Here is a 14,181-nt window from a genome sequence, read left to right on the forward strand (position 1 = left end):
GCTCAACTAACGCTCCTGCTGGTGGGTCGGACCGAGATTGAAGGAACCCGTGGTGGAGTTGCCCGCCTGACGGCCCTGCTGGATACCGCGGCGCAGATTGGTGAGCCGGCCGCGGACGTCGTCGGGTGCACGGGACACCTGGGGGCCGGCCGCCTGGGCCTGCTCCTGGGCGGTCCCGGGCACGAGGTTGGCCCGCGGCACGCGCCGCGGGAGCCCGGAGGTGGTGACACCGCCGGCGGCGGGCTTGCGCACCCGCTCGGCCTGGCGCACCAGCTCGTCGTTGGGTGAGGTCCGCCAGGAGGCCTGGCCGTTGGGCCGGCCCGCCTCGGGACGCTCGGCCGCCGTGCCGGGCCGCTGCGCGACCACGGGGGTCTGCATCGTCCGCTCGACGTCCGGCACACCGTGGTCCGGAGCCTGCCGCTGCGCCGGCTGCTGCGGCGCGGCGGAAGCGGGCCCGTGGCCCTGGGCCGGCTGCTGCTGACCCGGGTACTGGCCGGCGTACTGGCCCTGACCCTGGCCGTTCTGCTCCTGCTCCTGGCGGAACCAGTTGGTCTCCAGGGTGTCGTACAGCGGCGTACGGCCGTCACCGGCGTGTGACGCCGGCGGCAGGGCCTCGGGCTGACGCGGCTGCTGGAGCTGCGGCTGGCGAGGCTGCTGCGACTGCTGCGGCTCGTTGCCGGTGCGCTGGCGCGGGGCGGGAGCCGGAGCCTGCGGGGCCTGCCGGGGCGCCTGGGCCTGCGGTACGAACGGCTGGTGGCCGAACTGCTGCTGCGGGGCCTGCTGCGGCGCCTGCTGCGGTGCACCGAAGTCCGGACGCGGGAACTGCGCCGTGGACGCCGGGTCCTGGACGCCGCCCTGGTAGCCCTGCGGGGCCATCGGCTGCGGAGCCTGGTGCGGGGCCTGCTGGGGCTCCTCGTGACCGCGCGGCGCGTCGAGCGGCGTCATGTCCTGCTGCGGCCTGCGGACCGGCTGCGCCGGGTCGTTGCCCCAGCTCGTGGCCTGCGGCCGGGCGGGCTGCTGCTGCGGGTTGCCGCCGGGCAGCTCGGCACGCGGGTAGCCGTTCTGGACCGGGCGGGGCTCCTGCGGGGCCTGCGGCTGAGGGGCCTGCGGGCCCTGCGGGCCGCGCGCGGCCTGGTTGTTCTGGCCGCCGCCCCACACGTCCGTACGGGACGGGATGGCGCTCTGCGCGCCGCCCACGAAACCGCCGGGCGCGCCGGCACCGGGACGCTGCTGCTGGTCCTGCGGCACGGGCGGCATCTGCTCGGTCTGCGGACCCTGCGCCTGCGCCGGGGCGGGAGCCTGGGAGCCGCGCTCCTGGAAGAAGTTCTGCCCGCTCGGGCCGTTCTGGCCCTGCTGGCCGCCGTCACGGCCCGGCAGCGCCGTACGGCTCGCGCCGGCACCGAGCCGCCCGCCGGACGCGGACGGGGCACCGCCCGGACGTCCGCCGGGAGCACCGGGGCCGCCGGCCGCGCCGGGACCGCCGGTGAGCCGGCCGCCCGGGGCGCCCTGGCCCTGCGGCACGGCGCCCTGGCCGCCCGCACCGGGCTTCGGCGCGGGCTTCTTGCCGCCGTGGGCGACGTCGACCGGGAGCATGACGAGCGCGGTGGTGCCGCCCGAGTCGGACGGACGCAGCTGGATCCGGATGCCGTGTCGCAGGGACAGGCGGCCGACCACGAACAGACCCATGCGGCGGGAGACCGAGACGTCCACGGTGGGCGGCGAGGCGAGCCGCTCGTTGATCGCGGCGAGGTCCTCGGGGGAGAGGCCGATGCCGGTGTCGTGGATCTCGACGAGCACACGGCCGTCGGGCAGGGCGTGACCGGTGACGCGGACCTTGGTCTGGGGCGAGGAGAACGAGGTGGCGTTCTCCAGGAGCTCGGCGAGCAGGTGCACGAGGTCGTTGACGACGCGGCCGGCGACCTCGGTCGCCGGGACCGCGGCCAGTTCGATGCGCTCGTACTGCTCCACCTCGGAGGCGGCGGCACGCAGGACGTCGACCAGCGGGACCGGGCGGGTCCAGCGACGGCCCGGCTCCTCACCGGCGAGGACGAGGAGGTTCTCGCCGTTACGGCGCATGCGCGTCGCGAGGTGGTCGAGCTTGAAGAGCGAGGACAGCTGGTCCGGGTCGGCCTCGCGGGACTCCAGCTCGGAGATGAGCGAGAGCTGACGCTGGATGAGGCCCTGGGAACGGCGCGAGAGGTTGGTGAACATCGCGTTGACGTTGCCCCGGAGGAGGGCCTGCTCGGCGGCGAGGCGGACCGCCTCGCGGTGCACGTCGTCGAAGGCCGCGGCCACCTGGCCGATCTCGTCGCGGGAGTGCACACCGACGGACTCGACGGAGGTGTCGACGTCCTGCGGGTCGGACTCGGAGAGCTGCTTGACCAGCTCGGGCAGGCGTTCCTGGGCGACCTTGGTGGCGGTGTCCTGGAGCCGGCGCAGCGACCGGATCATGGACCGGGCCACGACGAAGGCACCGACCAGCGAGACGCCGAGGACGAGGAGGATCAGGGCACCGTTGATGATGGCGTCGCGCTGCGACTCCTGGCGCAGCTCACGGGCCTTGGTCTCCATCTCGCCCAGCAGCGTGGCCTCGATGGTGTTCATGGCCCGGATCTTGGTGCCGTACTCGTCGGTGAAGTTGAGGTGACCGCGCTTGACGTCGGGCAGGCCCCGGTCCGACTTCAGCATCCGCTGGGCGTAGTTGTCGGCGGCCTCGATGGAGGGGTTGCCGTTGGTCAGCGAGGCGGTGAGCTCCTCGGCGTCGCCGCCGGTCGACTCGTAGATCGACTTGAAGGACTTGAGCTCGACGGCCTCACTGGTGAGGGCGGCGTCGCCGTAGAGGCGGTCGCCCTGCTCGATCTTGGCGGCCTTGCTGTCGTTCGGGGGCAGCGCGGAGGCGATGATCGCCTGCTGGATGGAGGCGTACTCCTTGGCGGACGAGAACGCGGCGAGCGCGCGGGTCCGCTTGATCATCTCCGGGTTGCTGGTCGCCTGCGCCATGTCCTGGGACAGGCTGAGCAGCGAGCGGATGAGGCGGCTGTACGCCTCGACCGTCACGGAGTGGGCGACGCCCTCCTCGTACGCGGTGGTGCGGATCGAACCGAGCTGGCTGACCTGCGAGGCGATCTGGCTGACGTTCTGCCGGATGCTGCGCAGCGACTCGTCGTCCTCGGTCGCCGGGATGTCGTTGGTCGCCTCGAGGAAGGCCTTGTACGCGCGGTCGGTCGCCTTGCGCGGGTTGGAGACCTGGTAGTCGCTGACCGACTTCTTGTTGGCGAGCGGACCGGCGGAGAGGTCGCGCTCGGTCTGCAGCGCCTCCGCGAAGTTGGTGGCCTCCTTGGTCAGCTTGGTGAGCAGCTGCATGTGATCCAGCTGTTCCATGTCCTGCAAGGACTCGCTGATGCGGATGCCGCCGAGGCTGGTCGCGGCGACCACGGGGAGGGTCAGCAGCGCCACGAGGCGGGTGGAGATGCGCCAGTTGCGCAGGGCTATTCGGGGCCCGACGGAGTTCTCGGACTGGAGCTTGGGGAGCGGGGCGTGTTCGGCCGCGGCGTCCGCGGCGGTGCCGCGGGCGGCGCCGTCACCGCCTTCGCCCTTCTTGGGGTTCTGGGGCTGCGAGGCCGGGGAACCGTGCTGGGTCCCGGCACGCGGCTCCTGCTCCGCCGAAGCATCCCCTCGGCCCTTGCGGGCCTGGGAGGAGCCCGTGCCATCCCTCTTGAAACGTCCCTGCACTAGCGTCGCAACCTCTGGACCAGGCGTCCTTCCGGGTGAACGGAGAGGACGGTGTCGGCGTCTAGGGGCGCAGGTGCGCCCCAGTGGTGGTCGTCGGTGACCGGCGCAGATCCCCCTTTCCCGCCACTCGGCCGGCGCTGCGTTGCGCCCCCTGCGCGCCGGCCTCAAGCCCGCGGCGGTGCGTGGAATTCCAGCACAGTGGCGGATCTCCAACAAGGGCCGCGAGGTACGCCCCGAGCGGCATGACAACCTGTGAACAGTACGTCACCCCACGTAGAAGATGATCACGGAGGAATCGGGCGTATCACCGCGAAGCGATGGAAGGGGGCGGGTGTCCCAGTCGCCATGATCAGGAGCGGAATGGCGCGTTCAGTGGAGGAATGTCCGTTTCGGTTACCCCGGATGGCGGTGCGTAATGCCCGGTATGTTCCGCTAGTGGTGAGCAAACTCACACGTAGTTCGTTGAATCCGCCATGCATTCGAAGGGAATTGCATGTTTAGCCTGACGCTTTACAGAATGGGTGTTGCAGCCCAACCGCTCCCAGACAAGGGTCCGACACCGCGATGAAGACGTTCGTACTCCGCACCACGGCCAACCCCCGCCGCTCCACCCTCGCCCACCTCGAGGACGCGGCGCAGCTCGGCCGCGGCGCCCGGCCCGAGTACGCAGCCGAGCTCCCGGGCGTCACGGCCAACCCGCGCCGCACGATCCTGATGACCGCCCCGGAGCCGTACCAGCCCGCGCGATAAGCGCCCGGAACGCCCGCCCCCGCGCGTTAGCCTGGAGCGTCAGACTCCAGCCAGTAGCAAGTGAGGGGCGACAGCACTCGTGCGCATCGCCAGATTCTCCATCGACGGCAACGTCGCCTTCGGCGCGGTCGAGGGCGAGGGGACCGTCGAGTCCGGCGGCCTGGTCCTCGACATCATCAAGGGCATCCCGTACACCGACTTCGAGCTCAGCGGCACCAAGGTCCCGATGAGCAAGGTCCGGCTCCTGCCGCCCGTGCTCCCCAACAAGGTCGTGGCCATCGGCCGCAACTACGCGGAGCACGCCGGCGAACTCGGCAACGAGGTGCCCGAGGTCCCGGTGGCCTTCTTCAAGCCCACCACCTCGGTCATCGGCCCCGGTGACGCCATCGAGTACCCCTCCTTCTCCGAGGAACTGCACCACGAGGCCGAACTGGCCGTGGTCATCGGCCGCATGTGCCGCGAGGTGCCCCGCGAGCGCGTGAAGGACGTCGTCCTCGGCTACACCTGCGCCAACGACGTCACCGCCCGCGACGTCCAGAAGCGCGAGGCCCAGTGGGCCCGCGCCAAGGGCTTCGACACCTCCTGCCCGCTGGGCCCCTGGATCGAGACCGGCCTGAGCATCGCCGACGCGAGCGACCTGACCATCCAGGCGACGGTCAACGGCGAACAGCGACAGCTCGGCCGTACGAGCGACATGATCCGCTCCATCGAGGACCTGGTCGTCCACATCTCCGAGGCCATGACGCTGCTCCCGGGCGACGTCATCCTCACCGGCACCCCCGCCGGGGTCGGCCCCCTCAACGTCGGCGACGAGGTCGCCGTCACCATCGAAGGCATCGGCACTCTCACCAACAGGGTGATCAAGCGTGGCTAACGCGATCCGCGTCCGTTTCTGTCCGTCCCCGACCGGCAACCCCCACGTGGGCCTGGTCCGCACCGCCCTCTTCAACTGGGCCTTCGCCCGGCACAACCAGGGCACCATGGTCTTCCGCATCGAGGACACCGACGCGGCCCGCGACTCCGAGGAGTCCTACAACCAGCTGCTCGACTCGCTGCGCTGGCTCGGCCTCGACTGGGACGAGGGCCCCGAGGCCGGCGGCCCGCACGAGCCGTACCGGCAGTCGCAGCGGATGGACATCTACAAGGACGTCGCCGACAAGCTGCTGGCCGGTGGCTACGCGTACCACTGCTACTGCACCCAGACCGAGCTGGACGACCGCCGCGAGGCCGCCCGCGCCGCGGGCCGGCCCTCCGGCTACGACGGCCACTGCCGCGAGCTCACCGCCGAGCAGGTCGAGACCTACAAGGCCGAGGGCCGCGAGGCCATCGTCCGCTTCCGGATGCCGGACGAGACGATCACCTTCACCGACCTCGTCCGCGGCGAGCTCACCTTCACCCCGGAGAACGTCCCGGACTACGGCATCGTGCGCGCCAACGGCGCCCCGCTGTACACCCTGGTCAACCCGGTCGACGACGCCCTGATGGAGATCACCCACGTCCTGCGCGGCGAGGACCTGCTCTCCTCCACCCCGCGCCAGATCGCGCTCTACAAGGCGCTGATCGAGCTGGGCGTCGCCAAGGAGATCCCCGCCTTCGGCCACCTGCCGTACGTCATGGGCGAGGGCAACAAGAAGCTCTCCAAGCGCGACCCGCAGGCCTCCCTCAACCTCTACCGGGAGCGCGGCTTCCTGCCGGAGGGCCTGCTCAACTACCTCTCCCTCCTCGGCTGGTCCTTCTCCGCCGACCAGGACCTCTTCACCATCCCCGAGATGGTCGAGAAGTTCGACATCGCGGACGTCAACGCCAACCCGGCCCGCTTCGACCTCAAGAAGGCCGAGTCCATCAACGCGGACCACATCCGCATGCTGGACGTGAAGGACTTCGCCGCGGCCTGCGAGCCGTGGCTCCGGGCACCGCACGCCAACTGGGCCCCGGAGGACTTCGACCAGGCGGCCTGGGAGGCCATCGCGCCCTACGCCCAGACCCGGCTGACCGTCCTGTCGGACATCACGGCCAACGTCGACTTCCTGTTCCTCGACGAGCCGGTCTTCGACCAGCCGTCCTGGGACAAGGCGATGAAGGGCGAGCCGGCCGCGCTGCTGACCACCGCCCGCGAGAAGCTCGTGGCAGCCGACTGGAACGACCCCGAGTCCCTGAAGAACGCCGTCCTCGCCGCCGGCGAGGCCCACGGCCTCAAGCTCGGCAAGGCCCAGGCCCCGGTCCGCGTCGCCGTCACCGGCCGCACGGTCGGCCTGCCGCTCTTCGAGTCGCTCCAGATCCTGGGCGAGGAGAAGACCCTGGCCCGCATCGACGCCGCCCTGGCGAAGCTCGCGGGCTGACCCCTTCGCGGTCGCCCTCGGGGGCGGCACCCGGACTCGCTCCGGGTGCCGCCCCCGAGGCGTATCGCCGAAGGCCCCCGGCGAACGGGACCGCCTGGGCACGCTGGCCGAGGAGCGTGGTCTGAGCACCCGGGCCTACGTCGAGCGCATGGTCGCCGCCGTCCCCACCGAGGCCGAGCGGACGGCGAAGGCGATCGCGTACGTCCGCGAGCAGCTCGGGGCCGAGCTCGACGACGACGTGCTGCGCGAGGGGCAGGCCTGGCGTCAGGCCATCGCCGCACGGCAGGTGGGGAGCCGCAGGTGATCATCCTCGATCACACGGCCATGGTGGCGCTCGGCCGCGGCCACCGGCTGCTGTCCTCGATCGTCGTGGTCGAGGTGGACGACCCGGCCCAGAGGGCTCACGTACCGGCGCTCTGCCTGTTGGCGGCGAGCCTGGAACTGCCGGGGATCGTCGCGCACGCCGGTGCGCTTCCCGGGCTCGAGTTCCTGCCCCTCGATGTCGCCGCCACGGCCGCCGTCGAGCAGGCGGTCGCCGCCGGCGTCGACTGGCGCCACGCACGCCGTTTACGCGGCCGCCTCGGGGGTCCCCGACGGCCAGGTCCTCACCGCCGTGCCCGGGGCCTACGGCGGCACCGGGGTCTGGGCCGTGGACATCGGGAAGCCCTGACCGGCAGGGGCGCCGGGCGGTACCGTCGGTTGCATGACCATCCGCGCCGTGCTCTGGGACATCGACGACACGATCTTCGACTACGCGAGCGCCGACCGGGCCGGGATGCGGGCGCATCTCGCCGCCGAGGGGCACCTGGGCGCGTACGGCACCGTCGAGGAGGCCCTGCGGCGCTGGAAGGAACTCACGGAGCTGCACTGGCGCCGGTACGAGGCCGAGGGCGGGGACTTCCGGGACCAGCGGCGCGACCGCGTACGCGACTTCCTCGGGCGGCCCGGGCTCACCGCCGTCGAGGCCGACGCCTGGTTCGACCGGTACGTGGCCCATTACGAGGCCGCCTGGGAGCTGTTCCCCGACACCGTGCCCGTTCTCGACCTGCTGGCCCGTGACTACCGTCACGGTGTGCTGTCCAACTCCAGCATCCACAACCAGGACCACAAGCTGCGCACCCTGGGCGTACGGGACCGCTTCGAGGCCGTGGTGTGCGCCGCCGAGCTCGGCGTGGCCAAGCCCGCCGCCGAGGCCTTCCACGCGGCGTGCACGGCCCTGGGGCTGGCGCCGGAACAGGTCGCGTACGTCGGCGACCAGCCGGACATCGACGCGCGCGGCGCGGTGGAGGCGGGCCTCCTCGGGGTCTGGCTGGACCGCGCCGACAGCGGCGGCAGGCCCGAGCTGACCCGCATCACCGACCTCCACCAGCTGCCCGGAGTGCTGCGCGGGGATACGCGTTTTGGAGCACCGTCCACCTTCGGGTAATGTTCTTCCTGCGCCGAGGGGAACGGGCCGAAAGGCCGGAAAAACCCGAAAGCGCAAGCCAGAGCAAGATCCTCTCCTCGGAGGGATCGCGCCCCGGTGGCCTATGGTGTAATTGGCAGCACGACTGATTCTGGTTCAGTTAGTCTTGGTTCGAGTCCAGGTAGGCCAGCTCGCAGAGCTCATCTGCAAACCGTGGATGGCATCCACAAAGCCCCCGTTGTGTAGCGGCCTAGCACGCCGCCCTCTCAAGGCGGTAGCGCCGGTTCGAATCCGGTCGGGGGTACAGATCCTTCCCGCGGGATCACTTGGGTAGCTCCCGGTGAACCCGATGCAGGATCGCTAGGGCCCCCGTTGTGTAGCGGCCTAGCACGCCGCCCTCTCAAGGCGGTAGCGCCGGTTCGAATCCGGTCGGGGGTACCAACTGGTCTAAACCACCAGTGGCCTATGGTGTAATTGGCAGCACGACTGATTCTGGTTCAGTTAGTCTTGGTTCGAGTCCAGGTAGGCCAGCGTAGTGACATCATGCGACTGCGGTCGCGTGGGTCTCGTAGATCTTGCCCCCGTTGTGTAGCGGCCTAGCACGCCGCCCTCTCAAGGCGGTAGCGCCGGTTCGAATCCGGTCGGGGGTACCAGACGAAGAAGCCCTTCCCTTCGGGGGAGGGCTTCTTCGCTGTTTCCGGCCGACCATGATCGTGGACGTGATCGCGGACACAACTCCGGCCCACCGCTGCGGCGTTGGAGCGGTGGGCCGGGGGAATCCGAAACAAGAAGAGAGAAGAGAAGGATCAGCCGTTGCGGCGGAGGGCCTCGGTCAGGCGCGCGGCCGCGTCGATGACCGCCTGGGCGTGCATACGGCCCGGGTGGCGGGTCAGGCGCTCGATCGGGCCCGAGACCGACACGGCGGCCACCACGCGGTTCGAGGGGCCGCGTACGGGCGCGGAGACGGACGCGACGCCCGGCTCCCGCTCGCCGATCGACTGGGCCCACCCGCGGCGCCGCACGCCCGACAGGGCGGTCGCCGTGAAGCGGGCGCCCTGCAGGCCGCGGTGCAGCCGCTCGGGCTCCTCCCAGGCCATGAGGATCTGCGCGGACGAGCCGGCCTTCATGGTCAGCGTGGAGCCGACCGGGACGGTGTCCCGAAGTCCGGACAGCCGCTCGGCGGCCGCCACGCAGATGCGCATGTCGCCCTGGCGCCGGTAGAGCTGGGCGCTCTCGCCGGTCACGTCGCGCAGATGCGTCAGCACCGGCCCGGCGGTCGCGAGCAGGCGGTCCTCGCCGGCCGCGGCGGCGAGCTCCGCCAGCCGCGGTCCGAGGATGAACCGGCCCTGCATGTCGCGGGCCACCATCCGGTGGTGTTCCAAGGCCACGGCCAGTCGGTGGGCCGTGGGTCGTGCGAGTCCCGTCGCCGCGACCAGTCCTGCGAGGGTGGCCGGACCGGACTCCAGGGCGCTCAGGACAAGGGCTGCCTTGTCGAGAACGCCTACGCCGCTAGAGTTGTCCATGCAACGATATTCGCGTCTCACTCTGTGAAACGCAAGTTCAATTTTTCTCGGAACCTGTGACTCTGGTGAGGCGGCCGCACAACGGCTCGCGAAACGGGTCTCTAGTGGTGTCGGCGCAGCCGCCGGCCGGAGGGAAAGCGATGGGTAGGACACTCGCGGAGAAGGTCTGGGACGACCACGTCGTCCGGCGCGCCGAGGGCGAGCCCGACCTCCTCTTCATCGATCTGCACCTGCTGCACGAGGTGACCAGCCCCCAGGCCTTCGACGGCCTCCGGCAGAACGGCCGGCAGGTGCGGCGCCTCGACCTCACCATCGCCACCGAGGACCACAACACCCCGACCCTCGACATCGACAAGCCGATCGCCGACCCGGTCTCCCGCGCCCAGTTGGAGACCCTGCGGAAGAACTGCGCCGAGTTCGGCGTCCGCCTGCACCCGCTGGGCGACGTCGAGCAGGGCGTCGTCCACGTCGTGGGACCGCAGCTGGGACTGACCCAGCCGGGCATGACCGTGGTCTGCGGCGACTCGCACACCTCCACGCACGGCGCCTTCGGCGGTCTGGCGTTCGGCATCGGCACCAGCCAGGTCGAGCACGTCCTGGCCACCCAGACGCTGCCCATGGCCCGTCCGAAGACCATGGCCATCACGGTGAACGGCGAGCTGCCCGAGGACGTCACCGCCAAGGACCTGATCCTGGCGATCATCGCGAAGATCGGCACCGGCGGCGGCCAGGGCTACGTCCTGGAGTACCGCGGCTCCGCCATCGAGAAGCTCTCGATGGAGGCCCGGATGACCATCTGCAACATGTCGATCGAGGCCGGTGCCCGCGCGGGCATGATCGCCCCGGACGAGACCACCTTCGCCTACCTCAAGGGCCGTGCCCACGCCCCCGAGGGCGAGGACTGGGACGCCGCCGTCGCGTACTGGAAGACGCTGAAGTCGGACGAGGACGCGGTCTTCGACGCCGAGGTCGTCATCGAGGCCGCCGAGCTGGCCCCGTTCGTCACCTGGGGCACCAACCCCGGCCAGGGCGCGCCGCTTTCGGCGAACGTCCCCGACCCGGCTTCGTACGAAGACGCTTCGGAGCGCCTGGCCGCCGAAAAGGCCCTGGAGTACATGGGGTTGACCGCCGGACAGCCGCTGCGCGACATCAAGGTCGACACCGTCTTCGTAGGCTCCTGCACCAACGGCCGCATCGAGGACCTGCGCAACGCGGCCTCCCTGCTGGAGGGCCGCAAGGTCGCCGACGGCGTCCGCATGCTGGTCGTCCCCGGCTCGGTCCGGGTCGCCCTGCAGGCCGTCGAGGAGGGCCTGGACAAGGTCTTCAAGGAGGCCGGCGCCGAATGGCGGCACGCGGGCTGCTCGATGTGCCTGGGCATGAACCCCGACCAACTGGCCCCCGGTGAGCGTTCCGCGTCCACCTCCAACCGCAACTTCGAGGGCCGGCAGGGCAAGGGCGGCCGCACCCACCTGGTCTCTCCCCAGGTCGCCGCCGCCACCGCCGTCCTGGGCCACCTGGCCTCCCCGGCCGATCTGTCCGACGTCGCCACCACCGCGGGGGTCTGAGGAACCATGGAAGCTTTCACCACGCACACCGGCCGGGCCGTCCCGCTGCGCCGCAGCAACGTCGACACCGACCAGATCATCCCGGCGCACTGGCTGAAGAAGGTCACCCGCGACGGCTTCGAGGACGGCCTGTTCGAGGCCTGGCGCAAGGACGAGCAGTTCGTCCTCAACCGCCCCGAGCGGCAGGGCGCCACCGTCCTGGTGGCGGGTCCGGACTTCGGCACCGGCTCCTCCCGTGAGCACGCCGTCTGGGCGCTGCAGAACTACGGCTTCAAGACCGTGATCTCCTCCCGCTTCGCCGACATCTTCCGCGGCAACTCGCTGAAGAACGGCCTGCTGACCGTCGTCCTGCCGCAGGAGACCGTCGACGCGCTGTGGGAGCTGACCGAGGCCGACCCGACCGTCGAGGTCACCGTCGACCTGGAGGCCCGCAAGGTCCTCGCGCCCGGGATCGACGCCGACTTCGAGCTCGACGAGAACGCCCGCTGGCGGCTCCTGAACGGTCTGGACGACATCAGCCTCACCCTTCAGAACGAAGCGGACATCGCGGCCTACGAGGCGGCCCGGCCCGCCTTCAAGCCCCGTACAATTGCCGTCTGAGCAGCGCTTTTCCAGTACTGCGCCCCCCACCGTCCGGTGGGGGGCGCAGTCGCTTGTTGAGACCCCGTCGGGCGACAACTCGCCCTAGATGGCACAATCGGTGCATGGAACGCGACAGCCAACTCGAGCTCTACGAGGCAGTCGCCGCCCGATTGAAGGAAGCGCACAGAAGGGTGCGCGAACTGCAAGTCCCGGAGGGCGTAAGGATGGCGCTGTCCCGGAAGCTGCTGGTCGTCACGGCCGCGGCGAAGCACGATCTCACGGACGCGGCAACGCGTCTGGACCGGTTGATGAAGGACCTCGACGAGGGCCGATTCCCTGAAGACGACTGACACCAGGAACTCCGCAACGGGACTTCCGCGTTGCGGCACTAGGGTGATTAGCCCGTTTCGTGTTTGATTTGCGGTATATACATGCCTAACGTGCGAAAAAGCTTGAACACTTTCGTTCCGGCAATGTCTCCGAAGGGGAAGACGTGAACAAGGCGCAGCTCGTAGAAGCGATTGCCGACAAGATGGGCGGTCGCCAGCAGGCGGCCGACGCCGTCGACCACGTGCTCGACGCCATCGTGCGCGCCGTGGTCGGCGGGGACCGGGTCTCGGTCACCGGCTTCGGCTCGTTCGAGAAGGTCGACCGTCCGGCCCGCTACGCCCGTAACCCGCAGACGGGTGAGCGGGTCCGGGTCAAGAAGACCTCGGTTCCGCGCTTCCGTGCGGGTCAGGGCTTCAAGGACCTGGTCAGCGGCTCGAAGAAGCTCCCCAAGGGCGGCGAGGTGTCCGTCAAGAAGGCCCCCAAGGGCAGCCTCACCGGTGGGGCCTCCGCCACCGTGAAGAAGGCGGCCGCCAAGAAGGCCACCACCGCCAAGAAGGCCGCCGCGAAGAAGGCGACCCCGGCGAAGAAGACCACGGCCGCCGTGAAGAAGACCACCGCGACCGCGAAGAAGGCCACCACGGCCACCAAGAAGGCCACCACGGCCAAGAAGACCACCGCGGCCGCGAAGAAGGCGGCCCCGGCGAAGAAGACCACGGCCGCGGCCAAGAAGACCGCCGCCAAGAAGACCGCGCCGGCGAAGAAGGCCACCGCGAAGAAGGCGCCCGCCAAGAAGACGACGGCGCGCAAGACCACCGCGAAGAAGACCGCCGCAAAGAAGTAGGACGGCAGGTGCTCACACGCCGGGCCGGGCTCCCCCCTGGGGGAGCCCGGCCCGCGGCGCGTTCCGCCGATGAGTCCGAGGGCGCCGCCGGAAGCCCAGCGAGCGCTTCCGGAAGGCCCGACGGCGCTGCCGGAAGGAGTCGAAAGCGCTGCTAGAAGGTCTGCAGCGTCACGAGCGTGATCCGCAGGGCCGTGCCCTCGCCCTCCGTCTCGATCCGCACCCGCTGACCCGGACGCAGCAGCCGCAGCCCGCCCGCCTCGAAGGCCTCGGCCCCGAACTCCACCGGGGTTCCGTCGTCGAGCAGCACACTGCCGCTGCGGGTCTCGGAGTCGTACGTGTACGCGGTCGCCTGCATGGCCGCAGCCTATCCGGCCGCGCGCACCCAGCGGGCAGCCGTCCGCGGCCCCACGCCGAGCGCCACCGCGGCCGCCAGATCCTCCCCGGTGTCCACGTCCCGGCGCACGGAATCCACCCCCGCCAGCCGGATTTCCACCGCGCCCGAGGACAAATGCCGACGGCGGGAAGCCCCTCCGAAAGCCGGTTCCAATTCCACCCCGGCACCCGCCGAGAGGAATGTCGTACCTATTTCGGCGGCATCCGCGAGAAAAGCCCGCCGGAATTGCCCCGCCATCGCCAGGACCCGGGCCAGCTCGACGGGGCGCAGCGCCGGAAGGTCCGCGTTCAGGGCCGCCACCCGCGCCCCGGGCCGTACCGCCCGTACCGCGCGGGCCCCGTGGGCCAGCGCCCCGTTGAGCCCCGTGCCCGGTACGTCGGGCACGATCCGCGCGCCCAGGGCGGCGAGCGCGGCCCCCGCCGCCGGATCGTCCGTGACGACCGCCACATCCCGTACCGCCGGGCAGGTCAGCGCCGCCGCCACGGTGTCCTCGGCGAAGGCCAGCGCGAGCCGGGGCCGCAGCCCGGCGCCCACCGCGGCGCCCAGCCTGCTCTTGGCCCGCGCCAGTGGCTTCAGGGGCACCACCAGCGACCAGCCGTCGGCAGCGTCTGCACCGGCGTCGCCGGCGGCGATTGTCTTCATCGCGGCCCATTCTGTCCCGCCCACGCGAAGCGCCGGAGCCCCGGGGCGTACGGTGTCCTCGACAGGCCAGGAGCATGG

Annotated in this window: 14 protein-coding genes and 5 tRNA genes; 14 read left to right on the forward strand and 5 right to left on the reverse strand. The window is 70.8% G+C overall.

The features are described from left to right. Nucleotides 1–6 precede the first annotated feature (6 nt). Nucleotides 7–3,732, reverse strand: a complete 3,726-nt coding sequence (locus tag ACFY8W_RS22230) for a nitrate- and nitrite sensing domain-containing protein (protein WP_391107799.1) — start codon at nucleotides 3,730–3,732, stop codon at nucleotides 7–9. A 564-nt stretch (nucleotides 3,733–4,296) separates the two neighbouring features. Between ACFY8W_RS22230 and ACFY8W_RS22235 the strand changes: the two genes are divergently transcribed. From ACFY8W_RS22235 to ACFY8W_RS22250, 4 genes are all read left to right on the forward strand, one after another. Beyond that, entirely contained in the window at nucleotides 4,297–4,482 is a 186-nt protein-coding gene (locus ACFY8W_RS22235; protein ID WP_391107802.1) for a hypothetical protein, read from the forward strand. A 79-nt stretch (nucleotides 4,483–4,561) separates the two neighbouring features. Then, complete coding sequence (locus ACFY8W_RS22240; RefSeq protein WP_391107805.1) at nucleotides 4,562–5,356, forward strand: fumarylacetoacetate hydrolase family protein; 795 nt, start codon at nucleotides 4,562–4,564, stop codon at nucleotides 5,354–5,356. Next, on the forward strand, nucleotides 5,349–6,821 hold the full coding sequence (gltX, locus tag ACFY8W_RS22245; protein WP_391107808.1) for a glutamate--tRNA ligase: 1,473 nt from the start codon (nucleotides 5,349–5,351) through the stop codon (nucleotides 6,819–6,821). Before ACFY8W_RS22240 ends, gltX begins: the two co-directional genes overlap by 8 nt. Before the next feature lie 148 nt (nucleotides 6,822–6,969). Further along, nucleotides 6,970–7,125 carry a hypothetical protein gene (locus ACFY8W_RS22250; protein ID WP_391107810.1) on the forward strand — a complete coding sequence of 52 codons (156 nt, stop codon included), beginning with the start codon at nucleotides 6,970–6,972 and terminating at the stop codon, nucleotides 7,123–7,125. Here the strand turns inward: ACFY8W_RS22250 and ACFY8W_RS22255 are convergent. Further along, nucleotides 7,086–7,379, reverse strand: a complete 294-nt coding sequence (locus ACFY8W_RS22255) for a hypothetical protein (protein WP_391107813.1) — start codon at nucleotides 7,377–7,379, stop codon at nucleotides 7,086–7,088. The two genes, ACFY8W_RS22250 and ACFY8W_RS22255, sit on opposite strands and share 40 nt — an antisense overlap. A 145-nt stretch (nucleotides 7,380–7,524) precedes the next feature. On the opposite strand from ACFY8W_RS22255, the gene ACFY8W_RS22260 reads away from it, so the two are divergent. The 6 genes from ACFY8W_RS22260 to ACFY8W_RS22285 all read left to right on the forward strand — a co-directional run bounded on the left by ACFY8W_RS22260 (nucleotide 7,525) and on the right by ACFY8W_RS22285 (nucleotide 8,879). Further along, nucleotides 7,525–8,247 (forward strand): HAD-IA family hydrolase, encoded by a 723-nt coding sequence (locus ACFY8W_RS22260; RefSeq protein WP_391107816.1) that lies wholly within the window; start codon nucleotides 7,525–7,527, stop codon nucleotides 8,245–8,247. Nucleotides 8,248–8,344: 97 nt separating this feature from the next. After that, nucleotides 8,345–8,416: transfer RNA gene (locus tag ACFY8W_RS22265), tRNA-Gln, on the forward strand. Nucleotides 8,417–8,457: 41 nt separating this feature from the next. Then, nucleotides 8,458–8,530: transfer RNA gene (locus tag ACFY8W_RS22270), tRNA-Glu, on the forward strand. Between the two features lie 61 nt (nucleotides 8,531–8,591). After that, nucleotides 8,592–8,667 (forward strand) — tRNA-Glu (locus ACFY8W_RS22275). Between the two features lie 18 nt (nucleotides 8,668–8,685). Further along, a tRNA-Gln gene (locus ACFY8W_RS22280) sits at nucleotides 8,686–8,757 on the forward strand. Nucleotides 8,758–8,803: 46 nt separating this feature from the next. Then, nucleotides 8,804–8,879: transfer RNA gene (locus ACFY8W_RS22285), tRNA-Glu, on the forward strand. Between the two features lie 153 nt (nucleotides 8,880–9,032). On the opposite strand, the gene ndgR is transcribed toward ACFY8W_RS22285, so the two are convergent. Next, nucleotides 9,033–9,749 (reverse strand): IclR family transcriptional regulator NdgR, encoded by a 717-nt coding sequence (gene ndgR / locus ACFY8W_RS22290; protein WP_128977462.1) that lies wholly within the window; start codon nucleotides 9,747–9,749, stop codon nucleotides 9,033–9,035. Nucleotides 9,750–9,889: 140 nt separating this feature from the next. On the opposite strand from ndgR, the gene leuC reads away from it, so the two are divergent. The 4 genes from leuC (at nucleotide 9,890) to ACFY8W_RS22310 (ending at nucleotide 13,067) form a co-directional block, all read left to right on the forward strand. Next, nucleotides 9,890–11,314: a 3-isopropylmalate dehydratase large subunit gene (gene leuC / locus ACFY8W_RS22295; RefSeq protein ID WP_391107819.1), complete on the forward strand. Its 1,425-nt coding sequence runs from the start codon at nucleotides 9,890–9,892 to the stop codon at nucleotides 11,312–11,314. Between the two features lie 6 nt (nucleotides 11,315–11,320). Then, nucleotides 11,321–11,914, forward strand: coding sequence for a 3-isopropylmalate dehydratase small subunit (gene leuD, locus ACFY8W_RS22300; RefSeq protein ID WP_391107821.1), 594 nt, complete (start codon nucleotides 11,321–11,323; stop codon nucleotides 11,912–11,914). 104 nt (nucleotides 11,915–12,018) lie between these two features. Further along, on the forward strand, nucleotides 12,019–12,246 hold the full coding sequence (locus ACFY8W_RS22305) for a hypothetical protein (RefSeq protein ID WP_128977465.1): 228 nt from the start codon (nucleotides 12,019–12,021) through the stop codon (nucleotides 12,244–12,246). Nucleotides 12,247–12,389: 143 nt separating this feature from the next. Continuing rightward, nucleotides 12,390–13,067, forward strand: coding sequence for an HU family DNA-binding protein (locus tag ACFY8W_RS22310; protein WP_391107823.1), 678 nt, complete (start codon nucleotides 12,390–12,392; stop codon nucleotides 13,065–13,067). Between the two features lie 151 nt (nucleotides 13,068–13,218). Here ACFY8W_RS22310 and ACFY8W_RS22315 read toward each other — a convergent pair whose 3' ends face one another. Continuing rightward, on the reverse strand, nucleotides 13,219–13,422 hold the full coding sequence (locus ACFY8W_RS22315; protein ID WP_391107826.1) for a hypothetical protein: 204 nt from the start codon (nucleotides 13,420–13,422) through the stop codon (nucleotides 13,219–13,221). 9 nt (nucleotides 13,423–13,431) lie between these two features. Beyond that, entirely contained in the window at nucleotides 13,432–14,103 is a 672-nt protein-coding gene (gene cofC, locus ACFY8W_RS22320; protein ID WP_391107828.1) for a 2-phospho-L-lactate guanylyltransferase, read from the reverse strand. Nucleotides 14,104–14,181 lie beyond the last annotated feature (78 nt).

It is taken from the genome of Streptomyces sp. NPDC012637 (genome assembly GCF_042954805.1).
GTDB lineage: Bacteria > Actinomycetota > Actinomycetes > Streptomycetales > Streptomycetaceae > Streptomyces.

Coding starts and splice junctions, on each gene's coding strand:
- ACFY8W_RS22235 (WP_391107802.1), top strand. CDS start 4,297: ATGAAGACGTTCGTACTCCGCACCACGGCCAACCCCCGCCGCTCCACC.
- ACFY8W_RS22250 (WP_391107810.1), top strand. CDS start 6,970: ATGGTCGCCGCCGTCCCCACCGAGGCCGAGCGGACGGCGAAGGCGATC.
- ACFY8W_RS22260 (WP_391107816.1), top strand. CDS start 7,525: ATGACCATCCGCGCCGTGCTCTGGGACATCGACGACACGATCTTCGAC.
- ndgR (WP_128977462.1), bottom strand. CDS start 9,749: ATGGACAACTCTAGCGGCGTAGGCGTTCTCGACAAGGCAGCCCTTGTC.
- leuC (WP_391107819.1), top strand. CDS start 9,890: ATGGGTAGGACACTCGCGGAGAAGGTCTGGGACGACCACGTCGTCCGG.
- leuD (WP_391107821.1), top strand. CDS start 11,321: ATGGAAGCTTTCACCACGCACACCGGCCGGGCCGTCCCGCTGCGCCGC.
- ACFY8W_RS22305 (WP_128977465.1), top strand. CDS start 12,019: ATGGAACGCGACAGCCAACTCGAGCTCTACGAGGCAGTCGCCGCCCGA.
- ACFY8W_RS22315 (WP_391107826.1), bottom strand. CDS start 13,422: ATGCAGGCGACCGCGTACACGTACGACTCCGAGACCCGCAGCGGCAGT.
- cofC (WP_391107828.1), bottom strand. CDS start 14,103: ATGAAGACAATCGCCGCCGGCGACGCCGGTGCAGACGCTGCCGACGGC.